This is a genomic window from Rhizobium sp. 05N430, from assembly GCF_056396985.1.
Window position 1 is genome coordinate 594193 of sequence record NZ_JBFTMO010000001.1, and the last position, 23839, is coordinate 618031.

The window sequence follows — 23839 nt, forward strand, 5'->3', positions numbered from 1 at the left end:
CGCTAAATAGATGACATGACACAGGAAAACGCTCCCTTGAACACGCTCCGGATTGCCGTCGGCCAGCTCAACCCAACGGTCGGCGATGTTGCTGGAAATCTTGCCAAAGCCCGCGAGGCACGCGCCGATGCGGCCCGTCAGGGCGCGGATCTGCTGCTTTTGACCGAGCTGTTCATTTCCGGCTATCCGCCCGAGGATCTGGTGCTGAAACCGGCATTCCTGAAGGCCTGCCTCAAGGCCATCGAGGACCTCGCAGCCGATACCGCGGATGGCGGACCGGGTCTGATTGTCGGCTTCCCGCGGCAGGGCGAGACCGGGCGGCACAATTCGGTCGCTGTGCTCGATGGCGGCAAGATCCTGGTGTTCCGGGACAAGATCGATCTGCCGAATTACGGCGAATTCGACGAGAAGCGCGTCTTTGCCGAAGGCTCGATGCCGGGACCGGTGAATTTCCGTGGCGTCAGGATCGGCGTGCCGATCTGCGAGGAGATCTGGAACGATCTCGGCGTCTGCGAGACGCTGGCCGAAAGCGGCGCCGAAATCCTGCTGGTGCCGAACGGCTCGCCCTATTATCGCGGCAAGGTGGATGTGCGCCATCAGGTGGCACTGCGTCAGGTGATCGAAACGGGCCTGCCGCTAATTTTCGCCAACCAGCTCGGCGGCCAGGACGAACTGGTCTTCGACGGCGCGAGCTTTGCCTTCAACGGCGACAAGTCGCTGGCCTTCCAGATGAGCCAGTTCGAACCGGCGCTTGCCGTCACCACCTGGAAGCGCGGCGACAATGGATGGCGTTGCAGTGAAGGACCGATGTCGCATATTCCGGAGAAGGAGGAGGCCGATTACCGCGCCTGCTTGCTCGGCTTCCGCGACTACGTCAACAAGAATGGCTTCAAGAATGTCGTGCTTGGCCTCTCCGGCGGCATCGACTCGGCGATCTGCGCGGCAATCGCCGTCGATGCGCTGGGCGAGGAGCGGGTGCGCACCGTCATGCTGCCCTACCGCTACACGTCCGAGGATTCGCTGAAGGACGCTGCCGAATGCGCCAAGGCGCTCGGCTGCCGCTACGACATCGTGCCGATCGAGGCGCCGGTGACAGGCTTTACCTCGGCGCTCTCGGACCTCTTCGAAGGCACCGATAGCGGTATCACCGAAGAAAACCTGCAGAGCCGCGCCCGCGGCACGATCCTGATGGCGATCTCCAACAAGTTCGGCTCGATGGTCGTCACGACGGGCAACAAGTCGGAAATGTCGGTCGGCTATGCGACGCTTTACGGTGATATGAACGGCGGCTTCAATCCGATCAAGGACCTCTACAAGATGCAGGTCTATGCGATCTCGCGCTGGCGCAATGCGCATGTGCCGCCGGATGCGCTTGGACCGTCAGGCGTGGTGATCCCGCAAAATATCATCGACAAGGCGCCCTCCGCCGAACTGCGCCCCGATCAGACCGACCAGGATTCGCTGCCGCCTTATCCGGTTCTCGACGACATTCTCGAATGCCTCGTCGAAAAGGAAATGGGTGTCGACGAGATCGTCGCGCGCGGCCACGATGTCGCGACCGTGCACCGGATCGAGCATCTGCTCTATCTTGCCGAATACAAGCGCCGCCAGTCGGCGCCCGGCGTGAAGATCACCAAGAAGAATTTCGGCCGCGACCGCCGCTATCCGATCACCAACCGTTTTAGGGATCGTGGTTAGCGATCGTTAACCCGATCAACCGAAAGCTGCTGACGGCAGTCTCTTCTCGCGTTTCTATGCTTTGGAAACGCGGGAGGTTTGAGCATGCGGGAAACCAAAGTCGCCGTCTTCATCGATACGGAAAACCTGCCGGCGCGCTGTGCGGGAGAGATCATCAGCATCGCCGGCGGATACGGACGCCTTATCGAGCGCCGGGCTTACGGCGACTTCACGAAAGAGGCGGCGCAGCCGTGGATCGCGGAGGCCGGACGTCAGGCACTCAGCCTGCAGACGGCTGTCAGCTCCCATTCCGGCAAGAACGGCGCGGATATCCTGCTTGCCATCGATGCAATGGAATATCTGGCCGGTTCGGCGATCGATCTTTTCTGTATCGCCAGCAGCGACCGCGATGTCGGCCATCTGGCGATGCGTATCCGCATGCGCGGCAAGCAGGCGATCGGACTGGGCGCGCCCAACGCATCGGCGCTGTTGCGGCAGTCCTTCGATGATTTCTTCGAGCTGAATGTTGGTGAGGCGAATTCCACCTTTGCGCTGCCGAAGGTGATTGCGCTGCAGCCCTCTCCAAATATCCGGCCCTATATCACCCAGGCGCTGCAGGCGGCCAAGCTGCAGGGCGAAGGCTGGCTCGATATCGCTGAACTCGGGACGCTCTTGCGGCAGGTCTATCCGGAGTTCAAGGCGCAGCATTTCGGCGCTCCGAACCTCAGCTCGCTTTTGAAGCGATGCGCCTTTATCGAAACGCAGATGCATGGCACAAACCGCATGCAAATCAGAATGAAGCGGAACGGCTAAGCGCCGGGCCGCAGCAAATGCGGGAGGCATGCATGCGCAGTTCGGTCGAGATCTACAATATCCGCACGGCCAAGAGCCGGGTCGTGTTCCAGACGGAGCAGCTGATCGAGGCGCCGAATTTCTCGCCCGATGGCCGCTACCTGCTGCTGAACGGTGATGGCCTTCTCTATCGCTTGTCACCGGACGGTGAGGGCGGTTTGCAGCAGGTCGATACCGGCTTTGCCACGGCCTGCAACAACGATCACGGCATTTCGCCCGATGGCCGCCGCTATGTGATTTCCGACAAGACCGAGCACGGCAAATCCTGCATCTATACGCTGCCGTCGGAAGGCGGCGCGCCAAAGCAGATCACGGAAAACCTGCCGTCCTACTGGCATGGCTGGTCGCCTGACGGAAAGGAACTCGCCTATTGCGGCATTCGCGGCGATCTCTTCGATATCTACACGATTTCTGTCGATGGCGGCGCGGAGCGGCGGCTGACGCAGGGCGAGGGGCGCAATGACGGGCCGGATTATTCCTTTGACGGGCAGTGGATCTATTTCAATTCCAGCCGTACCGGGCTGATGCAGATTTGGCGCATTCATCCCGATGGGACCGGTTTGGAGCAGGTCACGCATGACAATTACGGCAACTGGTTTGCCCATCCGGCGCCTACCAACGACAAGGTGCTGCTGCTTTCCTACGACCCTGACGTCTTCGATCATCCGCGCGACCTGCATGTGCGCCTGCGGTTGATGGATATGGACGGCGGCAATCTGACGACGCTCTTCGAGCTGTTCGGCGGGCAGGGCACGATCAATGTTTCCTGCTGGTCACCAGAAGGTGACGAGTTTGCCTATGTCCGGTATTTCCCGTCTACTTGAAGCGTCTCTGAAAAGCGGGCAAGAGGCTTTGGTCAGGTGCCCGCTTGTCGCGGGAGAATCGGGAATCCGGTGCAAGCCCGGAACGTGCCCAACGCTGTAAGGCCGACGCCTGCCGCATCATGCCACTGGTTGACACCGGGAAGGCTGCGGCGGGCGGATGACGCCAAGTCAGAAGACCGGCCTGGCATCATAGACTGATCCCGCGCGGACGGCGGGGCGGTTGCGTTGTTGGGGATTTGACGATGCGGCCCATGAACAAGGATGCGCTTGAAGGCGCGTCCGCCTTTTCCGCTGACGAGCGCGACGCCGTCTACCGGGCGATCATGACCAGGCGCGATGTGCGCGACCAGTTTCTGCCGGATCCTGTGCCATCCGATGTGCTGGTGCGGCTACTCGAAGCTGCGCACCACGCGCCTTCGGTTGGCTTCATGCAGCCCTGGAATTTTATCGTTGTCGAAGATGCGGGTGTGCGGCAGCGCGTCTGGAACGCCTTCGATCGCGCGAACCGCGAGGCGGCTGGGATGTTCGATGGCGAGCGGCAGGCGACATACCGCTCGCTGAAGCTGGAGGGCATCCTCAAGGCGCCGCTCGGCATCTGCATCACTTGCGATCCGTCGCGCAGCGGTGACGTCGTGCTGGGGCGCACACATAACCCGCGTATGGATAGCTATTCAACCGTCTGTGCAGTGCAGAACCTCTGGCTCGCAGCACGGGCTGAAGGCATTGGCGTTGGTTGGGTCAGCATTTTCCATGAGAGCGAACTCAAGGAAATTCTCGGCGTGCCCGCGCATATCGAGATCGTCGCCTGGCTCTGCGTTGGCTATGTCGATGCGCTCTATAGCGAGCCCGAGCTGGCCGTCAAAGGCTGGCGGCAGCGGCTGCCGCTCGACGAGCTGATCTTCCGCGATGGCTGGGGCCGCCGCTAATTCCGCTGTTGCTGCTGCGGCTGCGGGCCCGATGTCGCCGGGTTCTTTAGGTCGATACTGCCCTGGTCGCCGGCGAGAAATTGCGGGCCGATCTGGCGTACCTTGCTGTTGCCGGGGTCATAGGGACGGTCGGGTATCTGTGCCTGCGGCGCAGCCGGTGTGGGGGCTGCAGTTGCCGGCGGCTTGGTGGTGATCGTCGTGATCGAGCCTTTCTGCGGCGGCGCGCTGACCGTCTGGTTCTTGCGCATCTGCTCGTAATAGGCGGTCAGATTGCAGGTGCAGGAGGATTTCTCGCCGGGCGCTCGGTTCTTGTAGGCGAAGGCGTTTGGCATAGCGCTGTAGCGGGCGCCAGTCGCGGCCGAGATCATGTTGGCCGCGTCGGTGTTGGAGACGTCCTGATAGAACAGCTCCGTCTCGATGCCGGGGCACATTTTCGAGCAGGTCGAGGCGTCGCGGCTGAAATCGATCGAGGTCGCATTGGTGCTGATCGGGAAGAAGCCGCCGTCGCAGATGCGCACGCACATGGTGCTGACATGCGACATCATCTCGCCGCGGGGCACGCCATATTGGGTGTTGCCTTCCTCGCCGTTGCCGAGCGGAATGAAGGTATCGCCGCGCATCGCCTGTTCTTCGGTACTTGGCGCTGGGACATCGGCGCGCTCGTCCGGCTGATAACCCGGATCGTCGTTGCAGCCGTTATCGTCGAGGGCGGCCATCAGTTCGCGGCGTTCGTTGACATCGCTGCCGCCGGCCTCCCGCAGTTGGTTGCGGCGGTCCTGGAGGTAGTGGATGTTGTCGATCATCCGCGATTCCGATTCCTGCAGGTCGCTGCAGTAGCGGTCATTCTCGCCGCCGATAACAACCATGCTGTCTACGCTGCAGCCGTTGCTGCGCAGGTCGTTGCGCAGCTTGCGGAGCTCGAGGTTCTGTTCGGCTATGGCGCTTGCATATTGGCGGATCTCCGGGCCGTTGCCGATCACCTGCGGCAGGTCGGCAAGGCGTCCGCGCAGATCTTCGCAGATCGCGCTGGTCTGCGCCGCCGCGGGCGCGGTAGCAGCGAGAAAGAGAGCAAGGGTCAGGCTTCGGCGTTTCACGGTATCATCCCGCAGCATAGTAAACCGGAAGCGGCAGAGCATTTGCCGCATCCGTTCTGTCTAGCTGCCTTCCGTTAACAAGCTAACGAAGGAATTCTAACGCATTTTTCCGATCTACGGCAAATCACGCCGGCTGCTGCGCCTCGACCACGGCGAGAGCCGCCATATTGACGACGCCGCGGGAGGTCACCGACGGTGCCAGGATGTGGGCCGGAAGGGCCGTGCCGAGCAGGATCGGGCCGACATGCAGGCCGTCGGTCATCGACTTGACGACGCCGAGCGTGATGTTGGCCGCATCGAGGTTCGGGAAGACCAGCAGGTTGGCTTCGCCATGCAGCGTGGTGGATGGCATGACGCGCTTGCGGATTTCGTCGGCGATTGCGCTCTCACCATGCATTTCGCCATCGACTTCGAGATCGGGCGCGGCGTCACGGATCAGCTGCAGGGCACTGCGCATCTTGGTGGCGCTTTCGCTTTCGCGCGAGCCGAAGTTGGAATGCGAGACGAGGGCGGCGCGCGGCGTGATGCCGAAGCGCTTGATTTCCTCGGCAGCCAGAACGGCGGATTCCGCCACTTCCTCGGCGCTCGGATTGAACGTCACGTAGGTGTCGGTGAAGAAGGTGGCGCCGCGCTGCGAGATCAGCAGGCTGAGTGCCGAGAAATCGCGGACATCCTTGCGCTTGCCGATGATCTGGCGAACGTCGCGCAGGTGCTTCTCGTAACGGCCTTCGAGGCCGCAGATCAGCGCGTCTGCTTCGCCGCGGCGCAGCGCCAGCGCACCGATGACGGTGGTGTTGGTACGCACGATCGTGCGGGCAGCTTCCGGGATGACGCCCCGGCGGCCAACGAGCGACAGATAGAGATCGACATATTCGCGGAAACGCGGATCGTCTTCCGGATTGATGACGGCGAAGTCGGAGAGCGGGCGGATGCGCAGGCCGTAGCGTTGCAGGCGGGTCTCGATGACCTGCGGACGGCCGATCAGGATCGGTTCAGCAATGCCTTCTTCGATCAACACCTGGGCAGCGCGGAGTACGCGTTCGTCTTCACCTTCGGAGAAGATCACCCGCTTCTTTTCGGCAGCCTTGGCGGCCGTAAAGATCGGCTTCATGATGAAGCCGGAGCGGAAGACGAAGCGGTTCAGCTGGTCGAGATAGGCGTCGAAATCGGTGATCGGACGGCGTGCAACGCCGCTCTCGGCCGCTGCCTTGGCGACAGCAGGCGCGATGCGCAGGATCAGGCGCGGATCGAAGGGCGAGGGGATGAGGTAGTTCGGTCCGAAGATCGGGGTTTCGCCGGAATAGGCGCGGGCGGCGACATCGGACGGCTCTTCGCGGGCGAGGCCGGCGATGGCGCGGACGGCTGCCATCTTCATCGCTTCGTTGATCTCCTCGGCGCCGCAATCCAGCGCGCCGCGGAAGATGAAGGGGAAGCAGAGAACGTTGTTGACCTGGTTCGGGAAGTCCGAGCGTCCGGTGCAGATCATCGCGTCCGGCCGGGCGGCACGGGCGAGTTCCGGCATGATCTCCGGCGTCGGGTTGGCGAGCGCCATGATCAGCGGCTTTTCGGCCATCTGCTCGAGCAGTTCCGGCTTCAGAACGCCGGCAGCAGAGAGGCCGAGGAACACATCGGCGCCGCCGATGTTTTCGGCGAGCGTGCGGGTATCGCTCTTCTGCGCGTAGACGGCTTTCCATTGGTCCATCAGCACGTTGCGGTCCTCGTAGACGAGGCCTTCGATATCGTGGACCCAGATGTTCTCGCGCTTGGCGCCGAGTTCGACGAGCAGATTGAGACAGGCGAGTGCCGCAGCACCAGCGCCGGACGTGACGATCTTGACGTTGCTGATCGACTTGCCGGCCAGTTCCAGGCCGTTGAGGATGGCGGCGGCGACGATGATCGCGGTGCCGTGCTGGTCGTCATGGAAGACGGGAATGCGCATCTTTGCGCGCAGCTGCTGTTCGATCTCGAAGCATTCCGGCGCCTTGATGTCTTCGAGGTTGATGCCGCCGAAGGTCGGCTCCAGCGAGGCGACGGTCGAGACCATCTGCTCGACGGTCGAGGCATCGACCTCGATATCGAAGACGTCGATATTGGCGAATTTCTTGAAGAGAACGGCCTTGCCTTCCATCACCGGCTTGGAGGCGAGAGGGCCGATATTGCCGAGGCCGAGAACGGCGGTTCCGTTGGAGATGACGGCGACCAGATTGGCGCGCGAGGTATAGTCGGCGGCCGTCTCCGGATCGTCGCGGATCGCGAGACACGGCGCGGCGACACCGGGCGAATAGGCGAGCGCCAGATCGCGCTGGTTGCCGAGCGGCTTGGTCGCCTGAATTTCGAGTTTGCCGGGGCGGGGATAGCGGTGGAAGAACAGCGCCTGTTCGTCAAGAGTTCCACCTGTCAGGTTCTTCTCCGTCTTGGATTTGTCCTGATTATCCATTGCCTTCTCCAATACCGCAGTCATGTCGTTTGAAGCCTTCTCCATACAACAATCGGTGCGGCGGGACAGCGGGAATTTGAGGTTGAAAGCGGAAAACTCTTGTGCCCGGGGGATGCGTCAAACAACCGCGCTGTCATCTTCCTGAAACACGAGTCTGATTTTGGAAGGCCAGATGAACGATGGGGCACGGGCAGGATGCCTGTGATGGATTACATGGATACGCGACACTTCCGTACGCTCTTCATTTCCGATGTGCATCTCGGTTCCAAGGCTGCCAAGGCTGACTTCTTGATCGACTTTCTGCGTCACCACGAGGCAGACACGATTGTCCTCGTCGGGGATATCGTCGATGGCTGGCGCCTGAAGCGCAGCTGGTACTGGCCGCAGGTCTGCAACGACGTCATCCAGAAACTGCTGCGCCAGGCGCGCAAGGGTACGCGCGTCGTCTACATTCCCGGCAATCACGACGAATTCCTGCGCGACTTCCCGGGCATGCATTTCGGCGGCATCGAAGTGGCCGAGCGGATGATGCACGAGGGCGCCGACGGCAAGAAGTATCTGGTGCTGCATGGGGACGAATTCGATGTCGTCGTCCGCAATGCCCGCCTGCTCGCCTATCTCGGCGACTGGGCCTATGACATGGCGATCCGCATCAATATCGTTCTGGCTGCCATTCGCCGCCGGATGGGCATGCCTTACTGGTCGTTCTCGGCCTGGGCCAAGCTGCAGGTCAAGCATGCCGTCAACTTCATCGGCGAGTTCCAGCGCGTCGTCGCCGACGAGGCCCGCAAGTGCGGTGCCGACGGCGTCATCTGCGGCCATATCCACCATGCCGTCATCGAGGAGATGGACGGTGTGCGCTACATCAATACCGGCGACTGGGTCGAGAGCTGCACGGCGATTGCCGAGCATGAGGACGGCACTTTCGAACTGATCACATGGAATGCGATCGCCAGCAGCGAGCCGGTGACTTTGAAGCTGACGCACCAGCCCGAGCGCGCGCCGCAGGCTGCCTGATTTTCATCCCGCCATATGCAAGACATTTAGCCGTTGCCTCGGGGCAACGGTCCTATTTATTTTTTAAAACGTTTCAAATGGGCAATTTCTCGCCATAGTCGCCCCTAGGTTGATGTGTTAGGCAGCGCACAGTTTCCTGCAGGTCCACCATGATTCCCGCCCAGAATGCCTCTGTCGATGAGGGGGCTCCGCCGCGTTTCCGGCTGCTCAGCGCCCTGTCTTACTGCGCCCCGCTGATCGTCAACGGTGTCGCGCTTCCGTTCTTCCCTGTCTGGCTTGCGGTTCACAAATTCACCGATCACGAGATCGGCGTCATCCTTGCCGTGCCGATGGTCGTGCGCGTCCTCGTGGCGCCGGTTGTTGCGATGTATGCCGACCGGATGAAGGAGCGCGCCGATGTGCTCCTATGGTCTGGCGGGTTGTCGCTGCTGACGGCGATCGCACTTTACTGGACGACAAGCTTCTGGCCGGTGCTGATCGTCTACAGCGTCCAGGGCGCCACCTTTGCGCCCTATGTGCCGATCGTCGAATCGATCGTTATTTCGGGCGTCCGGCGCTGGGGTCTGGATTACGGTTCGATGCGTGTCTGGGGATCGATCGCCTTCATCGTCTCGACGATGATCGGCGGCGAAATGATCGGCGTGTGGGGTGGCGATATGGTGCTGCCGGTTATGATCTTTGGCTTTGCGATGACCATGGCGATGGCGATCTACTGTCCGCGTATCGGCCCGACGCGGCGCCGCAATACGCCTGTCGATCTGCAGCAGGCAACGGGTAGCTCGTTGCGTCAGCCGCATCTGCTAGTGCTGCTCTGGGGCGTGGCGATCCAGCAGTCCAGCCACGCGCTGCTCTATGCCTTCGCATCCATCTATTGGCATCAGCTCGGCTTCACCGGCACGCAGGTCGGTATTCTCTGGAGCGCCGGCGTGGCCTCAGAGGTGCTGGTGTTCTTCGTCTCGAAGCATCTCGGCCGCCGCTTCAATGCCTGGACGCTGATCCGCTTCGGCTGCGCCATGTGCATCTGCCGCTGGATCCTGTTTCCGATGCATTGGGACTTCGCAGGCTTCTTCTTCCTGCAATGTTTCCATTCCTGCACCTACGCCTTCGTGCATACGGGCGTGCAGCGGCGGATCGTGGCTTCGGTGCAGGCGACGCAGGAATCCTCGGCGCAGGGCGCCTATTTCTTCTACAACGGCATGTTCCTGGGCCTGATGACGCTCGCTTCAGGCTATCTGTATGCCTGGCTCGGCCTCGCCAGCTACTACGTCATGGCGCTGGTCGCGGCGATCGGCATGGCGCTGGTGTTCGTCGCCTATTACCTTCAGCCCCAGAGCTCTTTGTCCGGCGGGAAGACGAGGGAAGCTTCGTAGCGCAGGCCGGGCTCACGATCCCTGGCGAGCAGCAAGGGTCCGTCGAGATCGACGAATTCGGCGTCCTGCGCCAGCAGCACCGCCGGCGCCATGGCGAGCGATGTGCCGACCATGCAGCCGAGCATGATCTGGAAGCCCAGCCGCTGCGCCTCGCGCTTCATCGCCAAGGCTTCCGTCAGGCCGCCTGTCTTGTCGAGCTTGATGTTGATCGCATCGTAGCGGTCGCGGAGGCTGGCAAGATCGCCGGTGTGATGGACGCTCTCGTCGGCGCAGACGATGACAGGCCGCTTGATCACCGCGAGCATCTCGTCCTTGCCGGCCGGTAGCGGCTGCTCGACGAGTGCGATGTTCATTTCGGCGGAGATCCGCAGGTGGTGCTCGAGCGTCGCCTCCGGCCAGCCCTCGTTGGCATCGAGAATGATAGCCGCGCTGGGGGCGGCGGCGCGAACGGCGCGGATGCGGCTTTCGTCGTCACCGGTGCCGACTTTGACTTTCAGCAGCGCGCGTCCGGCATGTTCCCGTGCCTGTGCCGCCATCACCTCGGGTTCGCCGAGCGAAATGGTGTAGGCAGTCGTCAACGGCTTTGCCGCCGCAAGGCCGATGGTGGCAGCGACGGTGGCACCGGTCAGCTTGGCCTCCAGATCCCAAAGGGCGCAATCGACGGCGTTGCGGGCAGCACCGGGCGCCATCGCCAACTGTAGGTCATCTCTTGAAATACCGGCCTCGATCAACGGCCGTGCCGCTTCGATCTGTGCCTCGACACTTTCCATCGTCTCGCCGTAGCGCCGATAGGGCACGCATTCGCCCCAACCGATTCTGCCGTTTTCCCTCAGCGTGACGCTGATCACCTCCGCGGAGGTCTTTGCGCCGCGCGATATCGTGAAAGTGCCCGCGATCGGGAATGAATTCATTTGGATTTCGAGGGACCGTGGCATATTTGCAATCCTGAAAGCATGGAAATTCTGCGGGGCTTGAGTATATTAACCCGCCGGGCGCGCGAGATGTTCGCGAGTCGGCAATGTCGCTGCAAGCCCTGAAAGACACAAGCATTTTGAAGCCCGAGCCCAGCAGAGCCGCCTCACTCCACGTGGACGACCAAGCCAACGGCTCCGGGCGATTGGTGCGTCTCGAAGGCAATTGGCGCAGCGGCAACATCCACACCGTTCTCAAGGATTTCGAAGCGCTGTCTCGCGGTAACGGCGACCTGACGCTCGATCTTTCAGATGTCACCGATATCGATACTGCGGGCGTCTGGCTGCTGGTGCGGCTGAAGCTCGAAGAGGAGGACGCCGGCCGCCAGGTGCATTTCGAGGGCACCAATCAGCACATCGACGAGATGATCGAGGAATTCTCGCAGCGGCCGGAAAAGCAGGAAGCCGAACCCGCGAAGAAGCGATCGCTTGCCGAGAGGATTTTTGCGCCTATCGGCAAGATGGCCTACGATCTGTGGGATAATTTTGCGGCAGCGATGTACATCCTCGGTTCCGCAGTGCGCGGCGCGCAGATGAAGTTCGGCCGCGGCAGCGGCGTTTCGCCGGCCTCGATCGTCAACCAGATCGATCATATGGGCGTTCGGGCCGTGCCGATCATCCTGCTGATGTCGTTCCTGATCGGCGCGATCATCGCGCAGCAGGGCGCCTTCCAGCTTCGCTATTTCGGCGCTGAGGTCTTCGTTGTCGATCTCGTCGGCATTCTGCAGCTTCGTGAAATCGGCGTGCTCCTGACGGCGATCATGATCGCCGGCCGCTCGGGCAGCGCGATCACTGCCGAAATCGGCTCGATGAAGATGCGCGAAGAGGTCGATGCGCTGAAGGTCATGGGCCTCAACCCGGTCGGCGTGCTGATCTTTCCACGTCTGGTGGCGCTGACTGTTGCGCTGCCGCTGCTGACCGTGCTCGCCAATTTCGCGTCGCTACTCGGGGCTGCGACCGTTGCCTGGGCCTATTCCGGCATCACCTTCGCGACCTTCACGTCGCGCCTCCACGAGGCGGTGACGCTGTCCACCGTGCTTGCCGGGATGATCAAGGCGCCGTTCATGGCGCTGGTTATCGGCATTGTCGCCGCCGTCGAAGGGCTTAAGGTCGGCGGCAGTGCCGAATCGCTCGGCCAGCATGTGACGGCTGCGGTCGTTAAGGCGATTTTCGTTGTCATCCTCATGGACGGGCTTTTCGCCATCTTCTATGCGGCCATCAATTTCTAGGGTTTGAGCGTGAACGAGCAACAGACGGAAACGGGCGGAGAAAAAGAGCGGGACATCGTGCTTTCGGCGCGCGATGTCACGGTCGGATTCGGCTCGAAGATCGTGCTCGACAAGCTGAACCTCGATATCTACCGCGGCGAGATCCTCGGCTTTGTCGGCGCTTCCGGTACCGGCAAGTCGGTGCTGATGCGCACGATCCTGCGTCTTTTGCCGCGCCGTTCCGGCTCGATCGAGATCCTCGGACAGAATTTCGATGAGCTGAACGAGAGCGAGCGCAACTCGCTCGACATGCGCCTCGGCGTTCTCTTCCAGCAGGGCGCGCTGTTCTCGTCGCTGACCGTCAAAGAGAACATCCAGGTTCCGATGCGCGAATATCTGGATCTGCCGAAGTCATTGATGGACGAGCTGGCGCATCTGAAGATCAAGCTGGTGGGTCTGGCGGCTGACGCTGCCGACAAATATCCGTCCGAACTCTCTGGTGGCATGATCAAGCGCGCGGCGCTTGCCCGCGCCTTGGCGCTCGATCCGGACCTCGTTTTTCTCGACGAGCCGACATCGGGTCTCGATCCGATCGGTGCCGCCGAATTCGACGATCTCATTGCCAGGCTGCGCGATACGCTGGGTCTCACCGTCTACATGGTGACCCACGACCTCGACAGCCTGTTTTCCGTCTGCGACCGTATTGCCGTGCTTGGAAAGAAGCGGGTAATGGTGGAAGGGACGATCGACGACATGCTGGCCTACGATGATCCGTGGGTTCAGTCCTATTTCAAGGGCAAGCGCGCACGCTCGATCGTGCCGCAGGAAGAGACTGCCGGCGCCTCGCGCGCGGGCAGTCACGACAGCCGCGGGAAGTGACCGGAGACGATGGAAACCAAAGCGAACTATACGATTGTCGGCATCTTCACCGTTCTGGTGATCGCAGCGGCGTTCGGCTTCGTCTACTGGATGGCGGAATATGGCCGTAGCGGCCCGATGGCCGAGCTTGTCGTGCGTATTCCGGGATCGGCAAACGGCCTTAGCGTCGGTTCGCCGGTGCGCTTCAACGGTATTCAGGTCGGCTCGGTGAAGTCGCTGTCGATCGATGCCGACGATCCGCAATATTCGCTGGCCTTCACCGAAGTGCGCGTCGATGCGCCGATCTACCCGTCGACCAAGGCCATTCTTGAAATCCAGGGCCTGACCGGTGCTGCCTATATCGAAATGTCGGGCGGCAAGGTGGGTGAAGAGAACATTCTCCAGAAGTCGATCGATTCAGGCAAGCGGGCGGTGATCGTCGCCGACCAGTCCAGCGTGACCAACCTGCTCGCCACCGCCGACAAGATCCTCGATCGCGCCAATGATGCCGTCGGCCAGGTTCAGGGTTTCGTACAGGATGCGCGCGGGCCGCTGACCAAGACGCTGCAGAATGCCGAGACCTTCTCCGATGCGCTTGCCAAGAATTCCGGCAATATCGACAGCTTCCTGCAGAGCGTCGGGCAGCTTTCCGAGACGGTTCGCAACGTTTCCGGCAAGGTGGATTCGACATTGGCTGCCGTCGAGGCGCTGGTGAAGGCCGTCGATGCAAAGAAGATCGATACGATCCTCGCCAATGCCGAAAAGGTCAGCAAGGACATTGCCGACGCCTCCGGCGGCCTGAAGGGCGCGATCGACAAATTCGACCAGACGGCAACAACGTTCAACGATGTCGGCAAGAAGGCGCAGTCTGCGCTCGATCGCGTCGACACGCTGGTGGCGCAGATCGACCCGCAGAAGCTGAAGGGCTCGGTGGACGATATCTCGCAGGCGACCAAAGACGCGCGCGTTGCCGTCGCTTCGATCCGCGATGTTGCCAATACCGTCTCGTCGCACCAGAAGGACATCAACCAGACGATCCAGGACGTCTCGCAGATGGCGAACAAGCTGAACTCGGCTTCGACGCGCGTCGACGGCATCCTGATCAAGCTTGACGCGCTGCTCGGCACCGACAATTCGCAGTCGCTGTTTGCCGAAGCACGCGACACGCTGGAATCCTTCAAGAAGGTCGCCGACAATCTGAATTCGCGTATCGGGCCGATCGCCGACAATCTGCAGAAGTTCTCGAGCGGCGGGCTACGCGACGTGCAGTCGCTGATCAACGATACGCGCAACACGGTGCAGAACCTCAACGACGCGATCAGCAATTTCGACAGAAACCCGCAGCGCCTGATCTTCGGTGGCGATACGGTGAAACAGACCGACGGCCGCTCGCGCCGTTGATTTCGATATGAGAAAAGCAGGGGAAGCATAATATGGCCGTATCGCATCTGTTGGCGCGCCGTTCATTGCTGGCGAGAGCAGCCTTCACGCTGCCGCTGGTGGCGCTGACCCTTGCCGGTTGCGGCACGGGCGCCAAGAACGACACCTACGATCTGTCGGCGGCCGTCGGCAGCGGTGCCGGTCCGGCCGCCAAGCGCAGCCAGATCCTTGTGCCGGAGCCGACGGCGCTGGCAGCGCTGAACAGCGAGCAGATCGTCGTTCGCGTCTCGCCCTCCGAGATCCAGTATCTGGCCCGCTCGCAATGGAGCGACAAGCTGCCCCGCATGGTGCAGTCGAAGCTGATCGAGGCCTATGAAAACTCCGGCAAGTTCGGCGGCGTCGGCAAGCCCGGCCAGGGACTGGCGATCGACTATCAGGTCGTGACCGATATCCGCGCCTTCGAGATCGACAGCAGCAAGGGCAGCCAGGCCGTGGTGGAGATCTCCGCGAAGATCCTCAACGATCGCAACGGCACGGTGCGCGCCCAGAAGGTATTCCGGGCTGCTGCTCCGGCTGGAGGTGCAGCCGAGGGCATGATTAAGTCGCTCGACCGGTCCTTCTCGGCAGTGACGACCGAGATCGTCGACTGGACGCTCCAGTCGATCTGATACGGCGAGAAAAATCGGCTGCCGGTGTCGGAACATGACGTGCCGGGACGTCCTTTGCTAAGGAGATAGCAAGGAGACAGAGAATGACCGGCCTCGTCCTCACCACTTTCGATTGGGTTCCCGATCTGCCGCGCGGCTATGTGCGCGATATCCGCGTGCGCTGGGCGCTGGAGGAGGCGGGATTGCCTTACCGCGTCGCGGGCATACCCTTTACAAAGCGAGATGCGCAGCATTTCGCGCATCAGCCGTTCGGCCAGGTACCGTGGCTGACCGATGGCGATCTCTCGATCTTCGAAAGCGGCGCGATCCTGCTGCATCTCGGCAGCAAGAGCGAAGCGCTGATGCCAGGTGACGCGAAGGGCCGCAGTGAGGCGCTGGAGTGGCTGTTTGCAGCGCTCAACTCCGTCGAGGCGGCAAGCCTGCCCTGGACGATCATGATCTTCTCCGGGCAGGATGGTGATACGCCGGCCTGGAAAAGCCTGGATTCCTTCCTGAAGGCCAGACTGAAGCATATGGAGCCGGTGCTTGCCGCGCGCGAATGGCTGGCCGGGCAGTTTTCCGTCGCCGATATTCTGATGGCGGATGTGCTGCGCCTCGTCGATCGTTTCGACGGGCTGTCGGCCTTTCCGGCCTGCCGCGCCTATGTCAACCGCGCGACGGCGCGGCCGGCTTTTGCGAAGGCCCATGCGGACCAGCTTGCACATTTCGCGGCTGCCGATGTGAAGCAGCCGGCGTAGACGCGATCAGTTGGCGGGAACGGCGGCGGTGGCTGCCGCCGGATCGGCCGAGGCCGTCGCCGCGGCGGGAGCGCCGATCAACGCAGCGTCGAGCATGGCGGCCATCTTGTCGTCGCGGATTGCTGCGGTCTTTTCGCCCATGATAACGCCGACGACGTGGCGGCCGTCCTTGTTGACCGAGGTCACGACGTTATAGCCGGATGCATCCGTATAGCCGGTCTTGATGCCATCGGCGCCCTGGTAGCGATACATGACATTGTTGTGGCCACGCAGCTTCATGCCGCGGAACTGGAAGCCGCGCATCGAGAACATTTTGAACTCTTCCGGATAGTCGCGGATCAGCGCGGCGCCGAGCGTCGCCATGTCGCGCGCCGTCGTCATCTGTTCCGGATCGGGCAGGCCGGACGGGTTATTGAAGGTGGTGTTGGTCATGCCGAGCTGGTGGGCCTTGGCGGTCATCAGCTTTCCGAACGCATCTTCCGAGCCGTCGAGCTGTTCGGCGATCGCCACGGCCGCGTCATTCGCCGAGAGAACGATGATACCCTCGACGGCTTCGCGGACGGTGACCTTGCGGCCGGCACCGACGGCGAGCTTGAAGGGCTCCTTGCTCTCGGCATTCTCGGACATCGTGAGCTTCTGATCCCAGCCGAGGCGGCCGGCATGCATGGCTTCGAATGCCAGGTAGAGTGTCATCATCTTGGTCAGCGACGCCGGGTAGTTCAGCTCGTCCTGATTGGCACTTGCCAGCACCTGGCCCGTCTGCGCGTCGATCAGGAAACTCGCCTGTCCGGCTGAGGATGTGGAGGAGAGGCCGAGGAACAGGGAAGCGGAGATCGCTGCGGAGAGAAGCAGCGGCATGGTCTTTGGCATCGAATGTGGTCTCTTCAAAAACGGCGGCAGCGCGCTGGCAACCTGAATAGGGTCGTGACGGAGTGACGTTGTCTGGCCACCGGATTGAGCAAATCTACGGCATTATGACAAGCGTGTCTTGCTTATAAGCCCGGATTTGCGGCGGCCGTTTGTCTCACTTTGCCGTGAGGCGCTTCATGCCGAATGAAAAAGGGCCGCTGATGAAGCGGCCCTTTGTGTAGCGAAGTCCAGGTTCTCTTCCGTTACGTCAGGCGGCCCGCGGCGTGGGCCAGCATGGTGTAGACCTTGCCGGTATCGGACGTCAGATAGGACTGGGTGATCGTCCTGTCGCGGTCGCTGCGGGCAACGTCGGCAAGCAGCTTTTCGAAGTCGGCGATGTAGCGATCGACGGCGGTGCGGAATTCCGGTTCGCGGTCATACTTGCGCTTGATCTCGTCGAAGGTCTGCTGGCCCTTCAGCGTGTAGAGGCGGCGCGTGAAGACGTCGCGCTCGCCACGTTGGTAACGGCGCCAGAGATCGACCGAGGCGTCGTGATCGATGGCGCGGGCGATATCGACCGAGAGCGAATTGAGCGACTCGACGACGTGGCGCGGATTGCGGCTGTCAGCGGCGCGCTGCTGTGCCGGGGCGGCTGCTTCGGCGCGCGGTGCTGCCGAACGGGCAGGCGCTTCTTCGGCATCTTCGTCACGCGAGGCGCCGCGCAGCAGATCGCTGATCCAGCCACCGGATTCATGGCGGGCAGGCGTAGCCGCTACGGGCGCGGGCGCAACCGGCGCGACGCGTTGCGGCGCTGCCGCCGGTGCCGGAGCGATGGTGCCGCGAAGTGCGAAGCCATCTTCGATCTGCGGACGGGGTGCCGGAGCTGCGACAGGCTGCGGGGCCGGCTGTGCAGCAACGACCGGTGCTGCAACAGGAGCCGGAGCGGATGCGGGCGGAGCCTGACGAGGCGCGGGCGCCGGTGCCGGCTGTGCGGCGCGCGGAGCCGGTTCGGAGACTTCGAACTGCTGCACCGAACGGCCGACGATATGCGAGATATCCTGCAGCGCCTTGATCTGTTCGGCGACGGCGCGGCGCATGGCGGCAGCGCTTTCCTTGGCTTCCTCTGGAAGATCGAAGGCACCGCGCTTAAGCTCGCTGCGGGTCATGTCGAGTTCCTTGCGGATATCGCCAGCCGAGCGGCGGATTTCTTCCGTCGCACCCGAGAAGCGGGCAACCGCCTCATCGACGGCTTCGCGCAGCGATTCACGCAGCTGCTGGGCAGCGCCATCCGAGGCGCGGCCTGCTTCGCCGAGCATGCGCTCGACATCCGAGAGGGAAGCCGTGAGGCCACCGCGGAGACGGTTCGCAAGCTCGCTGGAGCGGCGTTCGGCATTGCCTAAGGTGCCGTCGATCGTGGCATTTGCTTCTTCGCCGGCCTTGACGATCGAGCTGCGCATCGCCTCGGCGGCTTCTTCGGCGCGCTTCTCGGTATCGGAGAGCACGCGGCCGATATCGGCGAAGGAGGACTGCACGCTCTGGCGCAGATTGCCGCTGACTTGATTGGAACGCTGTTCGGCTCGCTCGAAGGCGCCTTCGACCATGGTGCCAAGCGCACGCATCGTCTTTTCGATTTCTTCCGAACGCTGCACGAGGCCGATCGACAGGCTCTGGAGAGCGCCTTCGCGCTCTTCGAGGGTCGAAACCAGGTTCGACTGGGCGGCACCCAGCAGACCGGAGGCCTGCGTCAGCACCTTGGAGTGTTCGTCAAAGCGGCCGATGATCGAGCCGACCTGGGCGAGCGTCTGGCCGGAGATATCCGACAGGCGATCGACCTTGCCTTCGAGAAGGCGGGTGGAGGCGGAGACCATTTCGGCAGCCTTGGCAGCCGAGTCCGTGAAGCGCGAGGTCGTATCGCCGAGGCGGCCGTCGACATCGGTCAGATCCTGGGCGGCGCGGTTCATCATCAGGGCCATCGAGGCGCTGTTATCAGACAGGCGCTCGATGAGCGAATTGACGTTGGCAAGCAGGCTGGTCTCGATGGCGTTGACGGCCGTCGAGGCGCTTTCCGTGCGGGCGGCAATGGCGTTGGCGAGAGCGGCATTTTCGGCACGCAGGCGATCGGCGCTCTGCTCGGCAGCAGCGGCGATGCGGGCGGCGGCTTCGTGTCCGGTCTCGGCATAACGCTCGATCATCGGGCGGGCGGTTTCGTCGATGAGGCGCGAGAGCTCGGAGGAGCGGCCGGCCAGCATCGAGTTCAGTTCGCGGGTGCGCTCGTCGAGCGTTGCACGGATCGAGGTGCCGCGGGCTTCGAGAGCCTTCTCGACATCGGTCAGTGATGCGTCGATTTCGCGGGCACGATCTTCGAGGCCGGTGCGGATCGCCGTGCTACGGGCTTCCAGCGCACGGTCGACATTCGACATGGTGCTGGCGATGCCTTCGCTGGCGCTGGTGATCGTCGTGCGGATAGCGTCGCCGCGGGTCTCGAGCGACGACTGGGCGTCGGAGAGAGCCTGTGAGATGGCGCTGACCTGGCCACTGACCAGCGTCTCGGCTTCGGCAACCTTGTTGACGATGGCGTTGCCGGCCTCGGAGAAGGTCTGGGCGACCGCAGCGGCCTGGCCTGCGAGCCGGTTCTGCGCCTCGGAAACGCGGCCGACGATCTGCTCGGAACGCTCGTCCATGGAGCGGGCGAACTCGCCGGTCTTGTTGTCCAGCGTTTCCGTGAACTGCTGGCCAGTGCGGCCCATCAGGTCGGCGGTGCGCTGTGCTTCGGCATCCATGCCCTGTGCGGCATCGGCAACGGCGTTGCGCAGCGTCGAGGCGAGGCCGGCAGCCTTGCCTTCGATCGTCTGGTTGACGGCGTCGAGGCCCATGGTCAGCGCCCGGTCCATGGTGGACAGGCGTTCGCCGAGACGTTCGCCGCCGCGGTCCATGGTGTCGCCGAGATTGGCGGTGCGCTCGTCGATCGACGACGAAAGCGTCGCCGTGCGCTGATCGAGCGAAGAGGTCAGGCTCGCCGTGCGATCATCGAGGGACGAGGCGAGGCGGGCGGTGCGCTCGTCGAGCGCGGAGGAGAGTTGCGTGGTGCGCTCATTGAGTGCTGTCGTCAGGCTTGCGGAGCTCGCCGCAAGCGAGGCGTTCATCTGCGATGCGCGGCCATCGAGGCTCGCAGCGAGGCTGGAGGCCTGTGCCTCGATCGAGGACGAAAGGCTGCGAGCGCGCTCTTCAAGCGTCGAAGCGAGGTTGGCGGTGCGATCGTCGATCGCGCCGGTCAGCGTGTCGCTGGTGCTTTCGAGAACCGTGGTAACGCGGAAGGCCGCATCATCGCCGAGTTCGCGCAGCTGATTGATGCTGTCGGAGAGCGTTTCGGAGAGACGCGCACCAGCTGAATCCACCTGTTCGGCAACGCCGCCGACGCCGTCGCGGATTCGGTTTTCGAGCGCCGTCAGGCCGGCCTCGACACGCGAGCCGGTTTCGGCAAAGCGTTCGGTCATGCCGCCGACGGAGTGGTCGAGATGGGTCGAGAAGGTTTCGGCCGTACGGGAAATCTCGGCCGCAGCGCCCTGGAAGCGTTCGGCGATCTGGCCGGCGCCTTCGCGCAGACGCTCGTCGAGTGCGCGGGAGCTGTTGTCGATCGTCTGACGCAGCGAGGCTTCGTGATCTTCGAGCGACATTTCCAGCATGCTGGCGCTGGCGGCGACAGAGGCGCTGATCGTCGTTGCCTGCTCCGACAGCGTATCGCTGATCTGCGCATGGGCTTCGCCGAGCGCCAGGCTGATGGCGTTGGTGCGGTCTTCGAGCGTCGAGCGGATGCGGTCATGCGCCGATGCCAGGCCACCCTCGATGCGGTCGGCAGCCTCGCCTGTCAATGTCCGCAGGCGCTGCGCAGCATCGCCGGTGACGGCTTCGATGCGATCGGCAGCTTCTCCCGTCAGCGACTGCATGCGGGCAGCGGCATCACCGGTAACGGCCTCGATACGATCGGCGGCTTCGCCGGTCAGCGTCTGCAGGCGTGCGGCTGCATCGCCGGTGACGGTTTCGATACGGTCGCTGTTGCTCGACAGCGAAGAGTGCAGCGCGGCCGCGTGGTCGCTCAGGGAGCGCTCGAGGCGTTCCTGGCTGTCGATATAGGCGCTGCGGATGGCTTCCGACTTGTCGGCGAAAGCGCCGGCAACGCGGGCTTCGGCGCCGGCAACTGTATCCAGCATCGCATTGGCGCGGGCCTCCAGGGCGCTGTCGAAGCGGCTCTGGCTGTCATCCAGCGAAATCGCCATTGCCATCGTCTTCTCGTCGAGCGAGTCCGACAGACGGTCATGGTGACCTGCCATGGCATCGACGAGCGCATTGCTGCGTTCGGACATGGTGTTCTCGAAGCGCTCCTGAGCGGAGTCGAGCGAGATGGCGAGAGCCATTGTGCGTTCGTCGAGAGCGTCGGCAACACGATCGTGGTGACCGGAGAGCGTGCTTTCCAGAGCGTTGGCGCGTTCGGCCATGGCGCTGTCGATGCGCTCATGGGCGGAATCGAGGGCCGTGGTGATCGCTGCGGCGCGCTCGGAGATGACGGTGTTCAGGTCGTCGGCGCGGCCGAAGGCCGAGGTAATCTGCTCAGTGCCCGACGAGACCGCTGCCGTCAGTTCCGATGTCGTCGACAGCAGCGTGTCGCGGAATTCGGTCGAGCGGGCCTGAAGATTGTTGTGCAGTTCCGAAGTGCCTGCTGCCAGTGCCAGCGAGATTTCGCCGGTGGCGTTGTGGAGGGCAGACGACAGGGCTGCTGTGCGGTCGGCAAGGCCGGCATGCAGCTCGGACGTGCCGGTGGCAAGCGCGTTGGTGATCTCGCCGGTAGCGCCCTGCAGCGCTGCGGAGAATTCACTGGTGCGGCCTGCGAGGCTGCCGTGGAAATCGGCCATGCCTGCTGCCAGCGCTTCGTTGACTTCGCCGGAGGCGCTCTTGAGTGTCTGGTTGATTTCCTTGGTGCGGGCGGCCAGCGCCTCGGAAATCTCATCGACCTTGCTGCCGAGCGAGCTTTCGAGAACTTCCTGGCCGGTGCCGAATGCCGTTGCCAGCGCGAAGGACTGGTCGGTCAGCGATGCGCCGAGACGCTCGATGCTCGAGGTCAGGATGCCATCCAGCGATTCCGAACCGCCAGCCAGCGTCTCGTTGATGCGGGCAAGGCTTTCCATCAGCTTGGTGTCGAGAGAACCTGCGCGCTTGTCGAAAGCGGTGGCGAATTCGGCGACGCGCTCGTCGAAAGCGGTGGACATCTGCGCGACCGTGCTCTGCAGGCGCTCTTCGAAGAAGCCCGAACGCAGGTCGAGGTCCATGATCGCGTCGTCGGCGCTGGACTGCAGGCTCTGGCGGAAGCTCTGGCCACGCTCGTCGAGAGCGCTGTTGAGCTTGGCAAGCACGCCATCCAGCGAGCCGGTGATCTCGCGTTCGCTGCCGGTCAGCGTCTCGTTGATCTCGCGGGTGCGGGCAATCAGGATTTCGTTCAGCTGGCGGGCGCGGTCGTTGAGCGCGGCGTTCAACTTCTCGGCGCTGCTGTCCATGGTGGAAGCGCGCGTCTCGAACTGGCTGAGCAGGTGCTCGCCGCGTTCGCTGAGGCTGGATGTCAGCGTGTCCAGGCGGGTGTCGAATTCATGGGCCAGCGCAAAGCCCGACGAGGTCAGGGTCTGCAGCAGGGAATCGGTCTTGGCGGCCAGCAGTGAGCCGAGCGACTGGATCGCGGCTTCCGACTTTTCGGTGAGCGTCGCGGCGCGCGTGTCGATCATCGAGGCGAAGGCTTCGCCTGAGGTCGAGAGGCGGACGGCGATTTCTTCCGTCGCCAGCGACAGGTCTTCCTTCAGCTGGTCATGGACGCCAACGATTGAGCTGCGGATGCGCTCGGCGTGATTGACGATCGCTTCGCGTTCGGAGCCAAGCTCGTGGACGAGGCCGCGCACGCGCAGTTCGTTATCGGCGTAGCTGCGCTCCAGCGCGTTGACTTCAGAATGGACAAGGGTTTCCAGCTCGGAGGCGCGCGCAATGGTGCGCTCGATGCCTTCGTTCATGGCGGAGACTTCGCGGCGCACGGCCTGGCCGACGGTCATAATGCGCTCGGAGGCGATCGTCTCCGGTTCGGAGAGGCGCAGGGCTACTTCCGCCATGGAGCGGGCGGCATTGCGCATGTCCTGGGCACGCGAGATCATGATCGCGAAAGCGTAGAACAGCAGCACGGGAACGATGATGCCGACGATGCCGGCGATCACGCCAGGCAGGCCGACCAGATCGGCGACCGAACGGATCTGCCAGATCTGCGGCGAATAGAGCAGGGACATCAGACCGATGCCGCCGACAATCCAGATCAGCGAAAACAGGGTGGCGTTGCGCACGGCGACGCGCGTCGAGCTGCCGTCGAGCGACTTCAGAAGCGAAGCGGGCGTGTTGCGGTTGGCATCGTTTGCCGGGGCAAAGGCCGGAGCGCGGGGTGCCTGCTGCTCTGCAGCCTTTGAGCGGCCGCGGCGGCGCTGGCTGTCGTCCTGGTCCTGCTGATTACGCGCAGATGGGTTCTCAGACACATTGGCCTCCGGGGCGTCGGGCGTTTTGCCGCTGCGAGACGGCGCTTTCTGCTGGCTGAAATCGATCTGGAGCGCCTCGTCCAATGCCTTGAACGCCTTGTCCTCGATCGACTCGTTGTACTTGTTGTTCGCCATTCCGTTACGCCTCGTTACATCTCAGCCGGTTCAGCCGCTGGTCCGGACATCGCCGCGTCCGGACGTCAACCTTTTGCCTCTGACCTTACCATCCGAGACGACGGACGGATAAGCATGTCATTTCAGAGTGGATAGCCGCTTTTTCAAACGGACGGTATCAAAACATTACCATTATCCACTTGGCCCGCAAAGGCGCGTAGCACAAACCCACTGTACCAGTATCGTAGTGACACATCCGGGCTTCGGAGACAATTAACGAAGGCTTGCTAATCATCTGCAGTT

The 23839-nt window shown here is 62.8% G+C and carries 16 protein-coding genes and 1 riboswitch; of the genes, 11 read left to right on the forward strand and 5 right to left on the reverse strand.

Features of this window, described 5'->3' with window-relative positions:
• Positions 1-15 precede the first annotated feature (15 nt).
• The 4 genes from AC1DJO_RS02930 to bluB all read left to right on the forward strand — a co-directional run bounded on the left by AC1DJO_RS02930 (position 16) and on the right by bluB (position 4279).
• Entirely contained in the window at positions 16-1698 is a 1683-nt protein-coding gene (locus AC1DJO_RS02930) for an NAD+ synthase (protein WP_112387209.1), read from the forward strand.
• Positions 1699-1782: 84 nt separating this feature from the next.
• On the forward strand, positions 1783-2490 hold the full coding sequence (locus AC1DJO_RS02935) for an NYN domain-containing protein (RefSeq protein WP_477968961.1): 708 nt from the start codon (positions 1783-1785) through the stop codon (positions 2488-2490).
• 32 nt (positions 2491-2522) lie between these two features.
• Positions 2523-3353, forward strand: a complete 831-nt coding sequence (locus AC1DJO_RS02940) for a TolB family protein (RefSeq protein ID WP_477968963.1) — start codon at positions 2523-2525, stop codon at positions 3351-3353.
• Between the two features lie 17 nt (positions 3354-3370).
• Positions 3371-3552: riboswitch (cobalamin riboswitch) on the forward strand.
• A gap of 43 nt (positions 3553-3595) precedes the next feature.
• On the forward strand, positions 3596-4279 hold the full coding sequence (gene bluB, locus AC1DJO_RS02945; RefSeq protein WP_477968965.1) for a 5,6-dimethylbenzimidazole synthase: 684 nt from the start codon (positions 3596-3598) through the stop codon (positions 4277-4279).
• Here bluB and AC1DJO_RS02950 read toward each other — a convergent pair.
• Both AC1DJO_RS02950 and AC1DJO_RS02955 read right to left on the reverse strand, forming a co-directional pair.
• Positions 4276-5373 (reverse strand): DUF2865 domain-containing protein, encoded by a 1098-nt coding sequence (locus tag AC1DJO_RS02950; RefSeq protein WP_477968967.1) that lies wholly within the window; start codon positions 5371-5373, stop codon positions 4276-4278. The two genes, bluB and AC1DJO_RS02950, sit on opposite strands and share 4 nt — an antisense overlap.
• A 124-nt stretch (positions 5374-5497) precedes the next feature.
• On the reverse strand, positions 5498-7810 hold the full coding sequence (locus tag AC1DJO_RS02955) for an NADP-dependent malic enzyme (RefSeq protein ID WP_477968969.1): 2313 nt from the start codon (positions 7808-7810) through the stop codon (positions 5498-5500).
• A gap of 213 nt (positions 7811-8023) precedes the next feature.
• Here AC1DJO_RS02955 and AC1DJO_RS02960 point away from each other — a divergent pair, with 213 nt between their 5' ends.
• Together AC1DJO_RS02960 and AC1DJO_RS02965 are read left to right on the forward strand one after the other, a co-directional pair.
• Positions 8024-8827 carry a UDP-2,3-diacylglucosamine diphosphatase gene (locus AC1DJO_RS02960; protein WP_112387475.1) on the forward strand — a complete coding sequence of 268 codons (804 nt, stop codon included), beginning with the start codon at positions 8024-8026 and terminating at the stop codon, positions 8825-8827.
• Positions 8828-8976: 149 nt separating this feature from the next.
• Positions 8977-10197, forward strand: a complete 1221-nt coding sequence (locus tag AC1DJO_RS02965; protein WP_477968971.1) for an MFS transporter — start codon at positions 8977-8979, stop codon at positions 10195-10197.
• On the opposite strand, the gene dgcA is transcribed toward AC1DJO_RS02965, so the two are convergent.
• Complete coding sequence (gene dgcA / locus AC1DJO_RS02970) at positions 10149-11132, reverse strand: N-acetyl-D-Glu racemase DgcA (protein ID WP_477968973.1); 984 nt, start codon at positions 11130-11132, stop codon at positions 10149-10151. The genes AC1DJO_RS02965 and dgcA overlap by 49 nt on opposite strands.
• A 98-nt stretch (positions 11133-11230) precedes the next feature.
• On the opposite strand from dgcA, the gene AC1DJO_RS02975 reads away from it, so the two are divergent.
• The 5 genes from AC1DJO_RS02975 to AC1DJO_RS02995 all read left to right on the forward strand — a co-directional run bounded on the left by AC1DJO_RS02975 (position 11231) and on the right by AC1DJO_RS02995 (position 16019).
• A complete protein-coding gene (locus AC1DJO_RS02975) occupies positions 11231-12397 on the forward strand; it encodes an MlaE family lipid ABC transporter permease subunit (protein ID WP_477969223.1) in 1167 nt (388 codons plus the stop codon).
• Between the two features lie 9 nt (positions 12398-12406).
• A complete protein-coding gene (locus AC1DJO_RS02980; protein ID WP_112387477.1) occupies positions 12407-13255 on the forward strand; it encodes an ABC transporter ATP-binding protein in 849 nt (282 codons plus the stop codon).
• A gap of 9 nt (positions 13256-13264) precedes the next feature.
• The gene (locus AC1DJO_RS02985; RefSeq protein ID WP_477968975.1) at positions 13265-14635 is read left to right on the forward strand and encodes an MlaD family protein; all 1371 of its coding nucleotides are present in this window, start codon (positions 13265-13267) and stop codon (positions 14633-14635) included.
• 32 nt (positions 14636-14667) lie between these two features.
• Positions 14668-15282 carry an ABC-type transport auxiliary lipoprotein family protein gene (locus AC1DJO_RS02990; protein WP_477968977.1) on the forward strand — a complete coding sequence of 205 codons (615 nt, stop codon included), beginning with the start codon at positions 14668-14670 and terminating at the stop codon, positions 15280-15282.
• Positions 15283-15365: 83 nt separating this feature from the next.
• Positions 15366-16019, forward strand: coding sequence for a glutathione S-transferase family protein (locus tag AC1DJO_RS02995; RefSeq protein WP_477968979.1), 654 nt, complete (start codon positions 15366-15368; stop codon positions 16017-16019).
• Between the two features lie 6 nt (positions 16020-16025).
• Here AC1DJO_RS02995 and AC1DJO_RS03000 read toward each other — a convergent pair whose 3' ends face one another.
• Both AC1DJO_RS03000 and AC1DJO_RS03005 read right to left on the reverse strand, forming a co-directional pair.
• The gene (locus AC1DJO_RS03000; RefSeq protein ID WP_477968981.1) at positions 16026-16889 is read right to left on the reverse strand and encodes a D-alanyl-D-alanine carboxypeptidase family protein; all 864 of its coding nucleotides are present in this window, start codon (positions 16887-16889) and stop codon (positions 16026-16028) included.
• Between the two features lie 242 nt (positions 16890-17131).
• A complete protein-coding gene (locus AC1DJO_RS03005) occupies positions 17132-23557 on the reverse strand; it encodes an apolipoprotein A-IV repeat region-like domain-containing protein (RefSeq protein WP_477968983.1) in 6426 nt (2141 codons plus the stop codon).
• Between the last annotated feature and the right edge of the window lie 282 nt (positions 23558-23839).